The sequence below is a fragment of the Candidatus Palauibacter sp. genome (assembly GCF_965222475.1).
In the GTDB taxonomy this organism is placed as follows: domain Bacteria; phylum Gemmatimonadota; class Gemmatimonadetes; order Palauibacterales; family Palauibacteraceae; genus Palauibacter.
The window spans coordinates 144881-158558 of sequence record NZ_CBDCUB010000004.1 but is presented as its reverse complement, the minus strand read 5'-3'; the positions used below and the strand labels follow the sequence as shown (position 1 = coordinate 158558).

The window sequence follows — 13678 nt, the reverse complement described above, 5'->3', positions numbered from 1 at the left end:
TCTGGCGGTTGCTCGCTGCGCCTCGCCGGGCGGGACCATCATCGTAAGGTAAACCTGCGAACGTGTGAAGGTCTTCGCTTCGCACCCGGGCGGCGCCGGCCGCACCAGAACTCGCTGCGCGGCTGGTCGCAGGCGGCTACCCCGAGCCTCTCACGCGAACTCCGACGCGCGCCCGCCAGTGGCACCGTCAGTATGTGCGAAGCATCGTGGATCGGGATGTCCTCGAAGTGTCGAAGGTCCGGGTTGCCGATCAGGTCGGCCATCTCCTGGAGCTACTCGCCGTCCGAAACGGCGAACTGTTCAACGCAAGCGGCCTGGCGCGCGACCTGGGCCTGAACCGCGACACGGTGGCCGAGTACGTCTCGGTGCTCGAGCGGGTCTTTCTCGTTCGCCGATTGCGTGCGTGGCACCGGAACCTCGGAAAACGACTCGTCAAGGCACCGAAGATTCATCTCATCGACAGCGGTCTCGCCGCCACGCTGGCCCAGTTGTCCGCGTCTGACTGGCTCACGAAACGGCAGCGTATGGGGCACCTCCTTGAGTCCTTCGTCGTGGAGCAGTTCGTGGCGCAGGCCGGCTGGACGCATCCCGATGTCCGTTTCCGGCACTACCGGGACAGAGATGGACACGAGGTGGACCTGGTGGTCACGCTCGGGTCGCGGACCTGGGGCGTCGAGGTGAAGGCGACGAGCACTCCGGGACGGTCGGCCGGGCCGGGACTGAGACGCCTCGCCGCTCTCTGTGGGGATGACTTCGAGGCCGGCATCGTAGTCTACAACGGCAACGATATCCTTCCGCTCGCGGAGGAGAGGATGCTGGCCGTTCCCTTCAGCGAACTCTGGGCACGGTAGCCCTCACTACAGAGGCAGATAGATCTCTCCATGCGCCCGGAGAAACAGAACCGTCGTCTACGCGGCGGGTTCGCCCCGGATCGTGACGCGGTAGCCGGAGCGCACGTGGGGGAAGTAGTCCCAGATCGCGTGGTGCTGCGTGCAGCGGTTGTCCCAGAACGCGATGGAGTTCTCGCGCCACCGGAACCGGCAGTGGAAGTCCGGGCGCTGCACGTGGCGGAAGAGGAAATCGAGCACCGCCTCGCTCTCGCCCGGCGGGAGGCCCGCGATGCGGACCGTGAACATCTGGTTCACGAACAGCGCCTTCCGCCCCGTCACGGGGTGAGTCCGGACGACGGGATGCTCCGACGACGGATACTCCCGGCCTCCGTCATCACGCCCGATCAACCGGTTCACTTCCCGGTAGTAGGGGCCGCCGTCGTGGATCGCGGTGAGGCCGTCCAGCAACGCCTTCATGCGGTCGGACAGCGCCTCATGCGCGGCGTACATGTTCGCGAACAGCGTATCGCCCCCGGCCTCGGGCACGGTGTGCATGCGCAGGATCGAGCCCATGGGCGGCGTGGGATCGCACGACACGTCCGAATGCCAGCGCTCGCCGGTCGCGCGCACGGAGTGCTCGTCGGCATGGATCCGCATCACTTCGGGGTGTCCCTCCAGCCCCGGATCGTTGGGGTGGACGACGAGTTCCCCGAAGCGCGCCCCCAGCGCCTTCTGGCTCTCGATCGAGATGTCCTGGTCCCGGAAGAAGAGGACGCAGTGCGCCATGAGCGCGTCGCGGATCGCCTCGAACCCGGCGTCGTCGAGGGCTCCCAGGTCCACGCCTTCGACTTCGGCGCCGATCACCGGCGTGACGGGACGGATGGTGGGCGTCGTTCGCATATCGGCGAATCTCGGGCACCGGTCCCGCGACAGCAACGTGACCGGCCAGGGCGCCCGTGCGCCCGCGTCTCGCAACCTCCGTCGCGGGGGACGTGTAACCCCTGCACGCGGCGAGAGCTTGCCTCAGGCACGCAGGCGGCCTCATTTTTTCAGGTCGGACCGCGCCCCAGGGTCCGGCGCGGCGTCATGTGAGAAGTGGCTGTACCCCAGGAGGGACTCGGATGAAGGGTCGTTGGCCAGTCCTGTTGTTCGCGACGGTCGTTGCCCTCAACTGCGGAGGCGGGGGCTCCGGCGCCGATATCGTCGCTACGCCCGTTGATCCGCCGCCGCCGGGTCCGGCGCCGGCTCCCAGGCCTCCGACCCCGCCCCCACCTCCGCCGTCGCGCGTCGAGCCGCCGTTCGGCTCGGACGCCAACTTCGACATCCAGGACGACACGTTCGTCGATCCCGATGGGAATCACGACCAGGAAGGCCATGTGGAGGTGAAGCGGAACGCGACGATCACATGGACGCAGAACGGGGGCAACATCCACCGCGTGGAGTTCAGCAAGGTCCCCAAGGGTTCGAAGTCGCCCGACAGCACCGACCTGCGGCCGGGACAGATCTGGGAGTTCCGTCCCAAGGTCGAGGGAGAGTACGTCTTCTTCTGCCGCTATCACGAATACATGATGGATGCGCGAATCACCGTGGCAACGCCCTGACCGGAGCTTCGTCCAGGCCTTGCGGGGAGTCGCTCACGTGCTGAATCGCACCCGGCTGTCACTGGCGATTGCGGTCGCGGGAATCCTCCTCGGGATCGGCGCCTGCGGCGACAATTCCGTCGGCCCGCCGAACCCGCCCCCCGGGCCCCCGCCGGAGCCGCCGCCGCCCTCTCCCGCGGAGGTGCGCGCCATGCTCATCGACACCGTGCGCCTCCTCGTGGATCACCGGAACCTCGATCCGCTCGAACCGCCGCCGCCCGTGCGCCCCGAACTCGTGGAACTCGGACGGAACCTGGCGTTCGACCGGATCCTGAGCGGGAATCGCGACCTCTCGTGCATGACGTGTCACCTGCCGAGCTTCGCCACCGGGGATGGCCGGTCCCTCTCCATCGGGGTCGGCGGGAGCGGGCTGGGACCCGGCCGAACCCACCCCGACGGCGAGTTCATCCCCCGGAACTCGCCCGCCCTCTTCAACCTTCACCTCTCGACGCAGTTCTTCTGGGACGGGTTCGTGGAGGAGTTGGAGGATGGATCGATCTCGACGGAGGCCGGAGACCAGATGACGCCGGAGATGCGGGCGGTGTTCGAGTTCGGCGCGCTCTCGGCGCAGCCCATGATCCCGGTGCTGCGGCGCAAGGAGATGCGGGGCTCGGGCGGCGGGAACGAACTGTCCGCGCTGGACGACGACGATTTCACCGGTGTGTGGGCGGGGCTCATGGCGCGGCTGGGGGAGATCGAGGCATACCGGGACATGTTCGAGGCCGCCTATCCCGGCACCCCCTTCGACGACATGACGTTCGCGCACGCGGCCAACGCGATCGCGGGCTTCTACGTCTCCGACCTCACGTTCATCGACACGCCCTGGGACCGTTTCCTGAAGGGGGACGACGACCGACTCGGCGACTCGGCGCTGCGCGGCGCCAAGAGCTTCATGACGATCCGCTGCATGCAGTGTCACGACACGGACCAGTTCGACGACCGGAACAACGAGCACCACAACGCGGCCATCCCGCAGATCGGGCCGGGGCTGGGAGACGGGCCGGGCGGGAACGACGACTTCGGGCGCGAGCGGGTCACGGGAGATCCCGCGCACCGGCGACTCTTCAAGACGCCCCCCATGCGCAACGTCGAGTTGACCGCGCCCTACGGGCATGGGGGACAGTTCGCCACGCTGAGGGCGATCGTCGTGCACTACGACAGCATCGACAACCGCCTCAAGGACTACGACGTGTCGCAGGTGGAGCCCGCTCTCCAGCCCACGCTGCTCAACAACTTTGACGAGATTCTGGCCACGCGGGACACGATCCTGATCCCCATCGCCTTCGACGACGCGGGGGCGGACGATCTCGTCGCCTTCCTGGAGTCGCTGACGGATGAGGCGGCGCGCGACCTCTCGCACCTCGCGCCCGCCAGCGTCCCGAGCGGGCTGCCCATTGACAGATAGCCGGGCGCCGGGCGGGTCGGCTTTCGGCGGCGGCTCCCGAGGTCAGCCGCCCCCGTCGAGAAGCGACCGGATCACCCGTTCCAGCTCACGCGCCTCGGATGCCGGATCGTCCTGCGCGGGGTTCCCGACCAGCGCCAGGTCGCCGCGGGCGTCGACGACATACAGCGCGGGCGGCGAGATCAGCTTGTAGTCGGCGGCGATCCGCTCCGCGTGGAGCAGGATCGGGACGTCGAGTCCCCATTCCCGCAGCGTCCGGGACGCGTCGGCTTCCGCGCTCTCCCACCCGTTGAGAGCCAGGAAACGAACCCCGGCGTCGGCGAACCGCTGTGACACGGCGCCGTACTCGGTCGCGAGGTCTCGGCAGGGGATGCACCAACTCGACCAGAAGTTCAGCACCACGATCTCTCCCCGGAGTTCCGAGAGGCGAAGCGACGCGCCTTCCGCCGCGGGGAGACGCCAGTCGGGCGCCGGTACGCCGGGGACGAGCGCCCGCTCGTCCTCCTCGAAGACTTGCTCGGCGTCGGGACCCGTCAGGTCCACCTGGATCGCGAGTTGCTCGGGCGAGGTGGGCGGATCGATCTCCAGTCGCCGAATCTCGAACGCGAGGGCCCCGCTCCCGTCCTCCGACTCCCAGCGGAAGGCGCGGGGCAGGTCGCCCACGACCCCGATGTGCCACCACACGCGCGCAGGCCCGAACTCGTCGCTCGTGCCCCGCAGGACGTCGCAGAGGACGCCGCCGACCGTCTCCTGGCTGACGAGTTCGAACTCGCCCGCGAGTTCCGCCTCGAAGGGGGTTGCTTCCGTGAACTCGGCGAGCACCGCGAAGGCGGCGTTCGCGACGAGATGTCCGGAGCCGCCCGAGATTGTGCCGTAGCTGAAACGCGCCAGCGCTTCGTCGCGTGCGGCGACAGGATCGCCGCCTCCCGACAGGATCAGGGCGGGCGCGGGGTCGTCCCCGGCCTCGGCGGGGTCCCACGACGGCGAGGGCCGAAGTTCGGCCCGGTAGAGCGACGGCCCGCGCGCAGGGCGCACGAGCCGGACCAGGCCGGTGAAGGAGCCGGCGGCGCTCCCCGACCCCTCGTACGAGTAGTCGTAGATGAGGCTCTCGAGCCGCTGGATGGCCTCGGCGGAGGCGAGCAGTCGGTCCCGCGCCGTCGGCACCTCCGCGCAGGCGGCGCACAGCGTCACCGCAATGCCCGCGACCATGATCTTCCGCGCACGCCACAGGTTACAGGACATCATGATTGCGATCTTCTCCTCGCCGCTCCGGTCCGAGCGGCCCCCGCGCCCCGGCATGCAGGATTCCGTCTTCCCAACCACGGGCCGAAGATAGTGGAGGGGGAAGGCGGGAACGAGCATGCCGCCGGCGCGGGTGACCGCTCGAACGCAACGGGGCTTTTGCCGCGGGTCGCCGGCAATCAGGATACACATGTCCGTACATCCGTACCGAGACTCGTCGGTCTGTGGCACGGTCGCGTGTAACGACAGGGGAGGTGGCTACCATGAGCAGGAGAACCGCGCGCGCCGTGGGGTTGGTGGTTCTGGTCCTCGCAGGGTGGCCATCGTCGTCGGCAGCGCAGCGCCCCGCGGCGGCGGCGCAGGCAGCGCTCGCGGCGGATATGGCGAGTGAAGACGGGGCGACCGCGGTGGTTGCCCTGCGGGCGGCGCTGCGGATTTCTCGGCAGGAACGCGGCGCGGAGCTCAGGAGCGCGCTGGTGGAGGCGCTGGCGGCGCACGGACGGCGACCGGACGAAGGGGCGCAGCCAGCCCCGGGCTACGAGGCGCTGGCCGATCATGTGAATGTCCTCTTGGAGGAAGTGCGCGCGATGGAGGATCCGGCGGCGATCCCGGCGCTCCTGTGGTCTCCGGACTTCGGCAGCCTCGAGGCCGTGGCGGTGGCCGAAATCGGCTGCGGGGGGCAGGTGGCAGCGCTGGAGGCGGCACTGGAGATGGCCACATGGGGCGGAGATCGAACGCCGAACGGTCTGTTTGCGCTCCGCATCATGGTCGAACTGTGGGGCGGAGCGGCGGCCCTCCCCCCGGAAGTGTACGCGCTCCTCGTGGACGCGGCGACGCTGTATCTGGACGGGCCGGGGGAACGATACCCGAGAGTGACGTCGAGCGCGACCTGGCGCAACGGCATGGTGGTGCGCAGGGCCCTGGGCCTGGCGGCGGTGCTCGACGACCCGGGGCTGCGGGCGCGCATGGAGCAGATCGCGTCGGACGTCGTGGCGGCGCGGCAGCTGGGCGTAACGGAGGATCTGCCCGAGGGGTCCTCCGGGAACCTGCAGACGCTGGCGACGGACCTTCTCGGGGGCAAACCGCCGGATCCGCGGCCTTACGCCCCGGCCCTGCGTTCCGCGGCCTATACCGAGCAGCTGCCTTCGGCCGGCAGGGACGATCCGATCTTGCAGGTGAGCGAGGCTCTGCCCTCGGTCGTCGATGTGGCCGAGGAATTGGAGAGCGGCGAGTGCTTGGCGCACTTCGCCCGCGCGTGGTCGGACGACTATACGCCGGTGCCGCTCCGGGTGGAGTTCCCCTCCGGGCCGACCCCGCCGGCCGAGCCGCCGGAGGTGTTCGAACACGAGCGGAAGCGGGGGGACGAGGTGGCGATACGCGTGGTCTGCCTGCATCCGCCCACGGCGTGGCACCGCGAGTACCTCCGAGGCGTACTGCTGCAGCGTCTCCTACAACCGCCGGGGGTGCGGGATGCCGGCGGCTGGCTGCGGCTGCGGCCCGGGTGGAACGTGATCCGAAGCCCGGAGGCGACGCCGGGGAACGTCTGTGCCGTTGGAGGCCGCCCGCCACGGGGGTCACGATGAGAGATGAGAAGACTGGCGGCCGCGGATCGCCGTCCGCGGCTGTGGACCGGCGTACGCTCCTCAAGCTGGGCGCCCTGGGTGCCGGTGCGGCCATCCTGTCCGGGTGCCGGGGGCGTGGTGACGGCAAATCGACGCCGCGGGGCTCCTACGACGGTGACCCGGCCCCGGAGGCGCTCTTCGCGGCGCCGCCGATGGAAACGGTCCGCATCGGCTTCGTCGGGATCGGCGGCATGGGTTCGGTCCACGTCCGGAACCTCCTCGACATCGAGGGCGTCGAGTTGACGGCGCTCTGCGACGTCCGCCCCGAGCACGCGGAGCGCGCGCGCGACTGGGTGGTCGAGGCCGGAGGGCCCGAGCCCACGCTGTATACGCGCGGGGAGACGGACTTCATCCGCATGTGCGAGGCCGAGGATCTCGACCTCGTCTATACGGCGACGCCGTGGCGGTGGCACGTCCCCGTCTGCGTGGCGGCGATGGAACACGGGAAGCACGCGGCGACCGAGGTCCCGGCGGCGTACACGATGGAGGACTGCTGGCGGCTCGTGGAGACCGCCGAGAACACCGCGCGCCACTGCGTGATGATGGAGAACGTGAACTACGGTCGCTGGGAGATGTTGGTCTTCCACATGGTGCGGCGGGGCCTCTTCGGTGAGATCCTGCACGGGGAGGGCGGCTACCTGCACGATCTGCGCGGGATCAAGTTCGCCGACAGCGGTGAGGGGCTGTGGCGGCGCGAGCACTCGAAGACGAGGAACGGGAACCTCTATCCGACGCACGGCCTGGGGCCGATCGCGAACTGCATGGACATCAACCGCGGAGACCGCTTCGACTACGCGGTCTCGATGAGCGGCCCCTCGCGCGGGCTGCATGATTTCGCGCGCGAGCACTTCCCGGAGGATGCGCCGGAACGCCGGGAGACCTTCGTGCTCGGAGACGTGAACGTCACGCTGATCAAGACTGCCCTCGGGCGAACGATCTACGTCTCGCACGACACGAACCTCCCGCGCCCGTACTCGCGGATCCACCTCGTGCAGGGCACGCAAGGCATCTTCCAGGGCTATCCCGAGCGCGTGTACATCGAGGGCCGCAGCGAAGGGCACCGGTGGGACGCCGCGGAGGACTACCTGGAGGAGTTCGAGCACCCGCTGTGGCGAGAGATGGCGGGGGTGGGCGAGGGGCGAGGGCACGGGAGCATGGACTACCTTGAGGACTACCGGCTCATCAAGTGTTTGCGCGAGGGCCTGCCCACGGACATGAACGTGTACGACGCGGCGGCGCTGTCGGCGGTTTGCGCCGTGAGCGAGTCGTCCGTGTCGGACCGGAGCCGGCCGGTGGACTTCCCGGACTTCACCCGCGGACGGTGGGAGACGTGGCCGCAGCTCGGCGTGGTCGAGGCCTGATTGCGCGCCGCCGCCGCCGGCCTCTCGTCGTGCGCGCGCTGCGCGGCGTGGCCGCCCTCACCCTGACCGGGCTGGCCGTCGCGGCCGCGTACATGGGGTTGCGGTCCCTGGGGTTGCGCCCCCGCTGGGAGGTTGCGGCTCCGGCCGCGAGCCCGCCGCCGGAGCTTGAGAGCCGCATGCCCCCGCCGCTTTCACCGCAAGGCGTCGCCCCGGACGGGCCCGGAGCGGGCGGGGAAGGCGACCCGTCGCCTTCGGAGGGCGGTCGGGCCGCTCCTTACGAGCCCGCGCGGATCGAGTTCGAGACCTACGGCGATGGCCGTCCGGTGGAATCCAACTCCGCGGTGGCGGAGGAGTGGCGCGAGCAGGGTCTCGTGCTCTCCTTCCAATCGTACACGGCCGACGCCACCAGACCCCATGTGCTCGACGCCCGCGGATACCTCCCGCCGACCGCTTCGATGCGCGCGCTCGGTCCCCCGCTGTCCGGAGAGCAGGGACTCGAAGTCGGGATGACGCATCTCGACTTCCCCGGGCGTCCGCGAAGGGTGGCCTTCACCCTGTTCGGCCCCGACCTCATCGAGAGCTTCCTGGTGATCGTCTGGAGTGGGGGCGAGCGCCTGCCGGCGGGCGCCGCGGCGCACTCACCCGACATGAGGTACGCGATGGAAGGGCGTTCCGGGTCGGGCAAGGCGACGTACAGCCCGGGCGGGCGCGCCCGTTTCCGGGCCGAACGCGTCGTGGTGGAGGTCGCCGCAGGGATCGAGCGCATCTCCCTCGACGGTTGGGGTCCGCCGGGTCACGTCCTCCTCGTGGACCACCTCGAGATCGTCCCCTGACTCAGCGGATCGGGATGCGCACCCAGAACTGGTGTGTATGCACGGTGGCGTCCGCCAGCGTCAGCGGCCCCTCCGGGGCGACGACGAAGTCGCCTCCGCTGTCCGGGGAGTTCACCACGATTCCGCGATCCACGCCCGGGTGGCCGGTGCCCGTGGTCAGACGCACCCCGTAATGCAGATCCACGCCCCGCAGCCGGAAGACCGCCGCCACCGCGGGAGTCCACTCGATCCAGGACTCGTCCTGCGTCCTGTATTCGCCGTTCACGTTGTTCGTCTGCTCGAGCGTGTAGTCGTAGGACCGGCCCTCGAGCCCCAACCTCACTCCCACCTTCTCGAACTCGTGCGCCACTCCGACCCGCAGCCGCACGTTCAGGAACGAGAAGTCGTTCTCGATCGTCCTGCCGCCCGACGGGATCGTGGTCCCGTTCGTCGTCTCGACCGGGTCCTCCGCCTCCTGCCAGGTGTCGCTCCGGATCGGCTGAAGCGCCACGTCCAGCCCCGCCGTGGTACCGTCCAGTGAGCGGGCGATGCCGAAGCCCAGCTCCCAGGCCGTGCTGTTGCCCGGGTCCCGCGGAATGTTCTGGATGTTGTAGTTGGGGATCTTGGGGTGCGACTTGCGGTTGGCCGTCAGGGAAGTGCCGATGCGCCAGCCGGGCGCGCGCAGGCGGCGGTCCCAGGCCAGCTGCAGCCCCCACGTGCGGGTGCGGTCCAGGTTCGTCTCGGTGGTCAGGGAGACCACGCGCTCGGGAGGGGAAAAAAGGTTCGGCTGTACCCACGCCACGTCGGCGTAGGTTACGTCATGCGTCATCGAGACCGAGTTGCGAACGAGGACTGCCGAAGCGCGATCGCGGCCTGACTCGCGGTAAACGCCGAGCCTGAGGTCGTGTATCGAGCCGGACTGATCTATGCGGTCCGCGCCGGCGTAGAGCAGGTCCACGCCATCCAGGGCTTGGAGACGCGCGGTGCGCACGCCGATTCCGAGAGACCAGCCGCCCGATCCAAGCCGCCGGCCGACGAAGCCGCCCGCGTACAGATTGCGCGTCGACGCATCGGACAGCCTTTCGCCGTCGCCCGGCCACCCCCGGAAGTTCGTGGCGTTGTCGATCTCCTGGAGTGCGGCCGTGGCCCCGCCGAACCACCTGTCGCCCTTGATCAATCCCGCGATCGGGAAGGTGAACCCGCCTCCGCCCCCGTCGGAAATCCCGTAGTAGACGGGAGCGCTGAGGAGCGAGGACTCGGAGAGGAGCGCGCCCTTGGCCGGGTTCGACCATCCGTCGGCGATGGAGTCGTCCACCGCGTAGGTGAGCCCGGCCATCCCGAAGTTCGCCGCAGGCGTCGTCAGGAACTGGTCCCCGGTTGCGACCGGTACGGTGCGGATCGGAATCAGCTGTGCCGCCGCCTGTCCCGCGAAGGCGGGGCAAGCCGCCAGGATGGTGCCCACAGCCAAGCGCCTGAGCCGGTTCGCCGTCATCTCTGCCTCCCGGGAGTTGGACCTGCACCTGTCCCATAGACGAACCAGGTGCGCGGTCCGTGACGCGCGGGGACGGCTCATGGGGGACGCGGAAGGTGGGGCGTTCCCCGAGTCCGGTCAGTCGAAGCCGACGCGGGGCAGGGTTCGAAACAGGCCCACGCCGGCGGCGACGGCGACAAGGCCGAAACCGATCGCCTCGGCGGTCTGGCCATACAAGGCCATCCCGGTGGCGAAGAGAGCCGCATACACCGTCGCGCAGCCCAGACCCCACGCCGCGACCCCCGCTGCGAGGCTCCCGGGCGTGCCGGGACGGGTGTCAACGGCCTTCCGCCACCCACGGGGGAATGGGCGGATTCGGTCGTAGAACGCCTGGAGCGTCCGGGTCTCCGTGGGTCGGGTGAGGAACGTCACGAGCAGCCACACCGCCGTCGTCACCCCGACGCCGAGCAGCAGGCGCACGGAGGGCTCCAGCGCCGGGAGCCCCACCCGCTCGTGGACGAGCGGGAACCAGAGCGCGATGGCCGCAGACACCGCCATGCCCGAGATCTCCGACCACGCGTTCACCCGCCACCAGAACCAGCGGAGCAGGAAGATCAGCCCGCTCCCGGCGTGCAGCAGCAGGATCAACTCGAACGCCTGCTTCGCGCTGTCGAGGAAGAGGGCGAGGGCGGCGGAGAGGGCGATGAGCGCCCCTGTGGAGATCCGGCCCACGCGGACGTAGTGGGCCTCGTCCCGGTCGCGGGCCACGAACCGGCGGTAGAAATCGTCGACGATATAGGACGAGCCCCAGTTCAGGTGCGTGGAGATGGTCGACATATAGGCCGCCGCGAGGGAGGCGACGACCAGCCCGAGCAGGCCGTGCGGCAGGAAGACGAGCATCGCCGGGTAGGCGAGGTCGTGACCGATGATGCTCGGATCGAGGTTGGGGAAGGCCGCGCCGATCGATTCGAGCGTGGGATACACGGCGATCGAGGCAAGGCCGACGAGAATCCACGGCCACGGCCTGAGCGCGTAGTGCGCGATGTTGAACCACAGCGTGGCGCGCATGGCATCGCGCTCGTCGCGGGCCGCGAGCATCCGCTGCGCGGCATACCCGCCGCCGCCGGGTTCGGCGCCGGGATACCAGCTCGCCCACCACTGCACGGCGATCGGGATGACGAACACCATCGCCGCCGTCCGCCAGTCGGAGAAGTCGGGCAGCATCGACAGGTTGGGCGCGATCCCGGGGTGTGTGACGAGTCCCGCCAGACCTCCGACCGCGGGCTGCGACAGCGCGTAGTACGCCGCGGCGACGGCCCCCGTCATCGCGATCGCGAAGAGCAGGAGGTCGGTGACGACGACGCCCCACAAACCGGAAGTGGCCGAGTAGAGGGCGGCCACGGTGCCCGCGACGAGGACGGTCGTGTATTTGTCGGCCCCCAGCAGCACGCCGGAGATCTTGATCGCCGCCAGCGTGACCGTGGCCATGATGACGACGTTGAAGAAGACGCCCAGATAGAGGGCCCGGAAGCCGCGCAGGAACGAGGCGGGGCGCCCCGAATAGCGGAGTTCGTAGAAGCCGACGTCGGTGAAGACGCCCGACCGCCGCCACAGTTTGGCGTAGAAGAACGTCGTGCACATCGCGGTGATCAGGAACGCCCACCAGACCCAGTTCCCGCTCACGCCTCCGTTACGGACGAGGTCCGCGACGAGGTTGGGGGTATCCGTCGAGAAGGTGGTGGCGACCATCGATGTCCCGAGGAGCCACCAGGGGAGGTTGCGGCCCGCGAGGAAGAACTCGTCGGTGCCCGCGCCGGCGCGGCGGGCGAACCAGAGCCCGACCGCGAGGGCCACGGCGCCGTAGGCCGCGAGAACGATCCAGTCGAGACCGTTCAGCTGCACGAGAGTCCTACCACCCCCAACCCGAACGGTAGTTGGCCTTCACATAGCGCTCTGGGATCGACACGCCGTCGAGGATCTCGCCCGTGTCGGGGTCGATGCGGATCTCCCGGCCGCTGCGCACGGAGAGGTTGCCGAACAGCACCATCTCGGTGAGCGGCCCCGCGTGCTCGACGAAGTTCGACCCGGCGGGCGGCCCGTCCTTGCAGGCGGCCGCGAACTCCGCGTACACCCCGTCCGTCCGCGGGTACTTCTCCGCCGGCGGGTCGGCCCGGATCTCGGCATCCCGAGCAGCGTCCAGGAGCCGCGGGTTCTCGCCGTAGATGCCTGCGAACAGCGTGCCGTCCGTCCCGATCCACAGCTGCCCGCTCGCCTCGAACGGCCACCTCGCGTCGTCCGGTACTTCCTCCGGCCGCGGCGGCGAGAGGTTGCCATCGCGCCACACGACCTTCACGGCGGGTCGGTCGCCACGCGCCGGAAAATCGTATTCGATCCGCGACGCGGCCGGCGCCGTCTCGGGGAAGAGCGGCGTCGATTCCGCAGAGATCCGCTCGGGCGTGCCGAGGTCGAAGGTCCAGAATGCGGCGTCCATGGCGTGACACGCGATGTCGCCCAGCGCGCCGGTCCCGAAGTCCCACCAGCCGCGCCAGTTGAACGGAGCGTAGGCCGGGTGGTAGGGGCGGTCGGCGGCGGGCCCGAGCCAGAGATCCCAGTCCAGCGTCGGGGGCGCGTGATGGGCTTCCGTCGGCCGGCGAATGGCCTGCGGCCAGATGGGGCGGTTGGTCCAGTACTCGACGCGCCGGATCTCGCCGATGGCGCCGGCCTCGTACCATTCGCGGACCTGGCGCGTGCCATCCTGGGCGTGGCCCTGGTTTCCCATCTGGGTCGCGACCCTCGCCCGCTCGGCGGCCTCCATCAGCTGGCGCACCTCCCAGATGGTGGTCGCGAGAGGCTTCTGGATGCGGGTCGGTTTCCCCAGCGAGAGCGACATCATGCCCGCCGCGGTATGCGTATGGTCCGGCGTCGAGATCACGACCGCGTCGATGTTCCCGGCCTCGTCCCGGAGCATGGTTCGGAAGTCGCGGTACCGCTTCGCGCGCGGGAAGGCGCTCCAGGAGCCGGACGCCTGCCGCTCGTCGACATCGCAGAGGGCGTAGATGTTCTCGCCGACACCCGCCATGCCCCGAACATCGCCGCCGCCCATGCCTCCGACGCCGATGTGCGCGACGTTCAACGTGTCGCTGGGGGCGCGATGACGGGGGCCGCCGAGGACGTGGCGGGGAACGATGGACAGACCGAGGCCGGCCGTGCCCGACGCCCGAACGAAGTCACGTCGCGAGAAGTTGGTCTTCGACGTCATGCTGCGCCTCCGGGGAAACCTTGGTGCGGGGGAACCTGG

General features: G+C 69.6%; 11 protein-coding genes. 6 read left to right on the top strand and 5 right to left on the bottom strand.

The window, feature by feature from the left end; all coding sequences use genetic code 11:
* Positions 1-194: 194 nt before the first annotated feature.
* On the top strand, positions 195-851 hold the full coding sequence (locus ACOQPP_RS09410) for an ATP-binding protein (protein WP_420636375.1): 657 nt from the start codon (positions 195-197) through the stop codon (positions 849-851).
* A gap of 57 nt (positions 852-908) precedes the next feature.
* Here ACOQPP_RS09410 and ACOQPP_RS09405 read toward each other — a convergent pair whose 3' ends face one another.
* Entirely contained in the window at positions 909-1730 is an 822-nt protein-coding gene (locus ACOQPP_RS09405) for a TauD/TfdA dioxygenase family protein (protein WP_420636374.1), read from the bottom strand.
* A gap of 221 nt (positions 1731-1951) precedes the next feature.
* Between ACOQPP_RS09405 and ACOQPP_RS09400 the strand changes: the two genes are divergently transcribed.
* Complete coding sequence (locus ACOQPP_RS09400) at positions 1952-2431, top strand: cupredoxin domain-containing protein (protein WP_420636373.1); 480 nt, start codon at positions 1952-1954, stop codon at positions 2429-2431.
* Between the two features lie 37 nt (positions 2432-2468).
* Positions 2469-3875, top strand: coding sequence for a cytochrome-c peroxidase (locus tag ACOQPP_RS09395; protein WP_419165340.1), 1407 nt, complete (start codon positions 2469-2471; stop codon positions 3873-3875).
* Between the two features lie 42 nt (positions 3876-3917).
* Here ACOQPP_RS09395 and ACOQPP_RS09390 read toward each other — a convergent pair whose 3' ends face one another.
* Positions 3918-5171 (bottom strand): TlpA family protein disulfide reductase, encoded by a 1254-nt coding sequence (locus tag ACOQPP_RS09390; RefSeq protein WP_420636372.1) that lies wholly within the window; start codon positions 5169-5171, stop codon positions 3918-3920.
* 206 nt (positions 5172-5377) lie between these two features.
* On the opposite strand from ACOQPP_RS09390, the gene ACOQPP_RS09385 reads away from it, so the two are divergent.
* Genes ACOQPP_RS09385 through ACOQPP_RS09375 form a run of 3 tightly spaced genes read left to right on the top strand, consistent with a single transcriptional unit; the run spans position 5378 to position 8930 of the window.
* Positions 5378-6697: a hypothetical protein gene (locus tag ACOQPP_RS09385; protein ID WP_420636371.1), complete on the top strand. Its 1320-nt coding sequence runs from the start codon at positions 5378-5380 to the stop codon at positions 6695-6697.
* 41 nt (positions 6698-6738) lie between these two features.
* The gene (locus tag ACOQPP_RS09380; protein WP_420636370.1) at positions 6739-8097 is read left to right on the top strand and encodes a Gfo/Idh/MocA family protein; all 1359 of its coding nucleotides are present in this window, start codon (positions 6739-6741) and stop codon (positions 8095-8097) included.
* Positions 8067-8930 carry a hypothetical protein gene (locus ACOQPP_RS09375; protein ID WP_420636369.1) on the top strand — a complete coding sequence of 288 codons (864 nt, stop codon included), beginning with the start codon at positions 8067-8069 and terminating at the stop codon, positions 8928-8930. The genes ACOQPP_RS09380 and ACOQPP_RS09375 overlap by 31 nt, the downstream gene beginning before the upstream one ends.
* Before the next feature lies 1 nt (position 8931).
* Here the strand turns inward: ACOQPP_RS09375 and ACOQPP_RS09370 are convergent, their stop codons facing one another.
* The 3 genes from ACOQPP_RS09370 to ACOQPP_RS09360 all read right to left on the bottom strand — a co-directional run bounded on the left by ACOQPP_RS09370 (position 8932) and on the right by ACOQPP_RS09360 (position 13639).
* Positions 8932-10401, bottom strand: coding sequence for a hypothetical protein (locus ACOQPP_RS09370; protein WP_419165335.1), 1470 nt, complete (start codon positions 10399-10401; stop codon positions 8932-8934).
* Positions 10402-10518: 117 nt separating this feature from the next.
* Positions 10519-12282, bottom strand: a complete 1764-nt coding sequence (locus tag ACOQPP_RS09365) for a sodium:solute symporter family protein (RefSeq protein ID WP_420636368.1) — start codon at positions 12280-12282, stop codon at positions 10519-10521.
* Positions 12283-12289: 7 nt separating this feature from the next.
* Positions 12290-13639 carry a Gfo/Idh/MocA family protein gene (locus ACOQPP_RS09360; RefSeq protein WP_420636367.1) on the bottom strand — a complete coding sequence of 450 codons (1350 nt, stop codon included), beginning with the start codon at positions 13637-13639 and terminating at the stop codon, positions 12290-12292.
* Between the last annotated feature and the right edge of the window lie 39 nt (positions 13640-13678).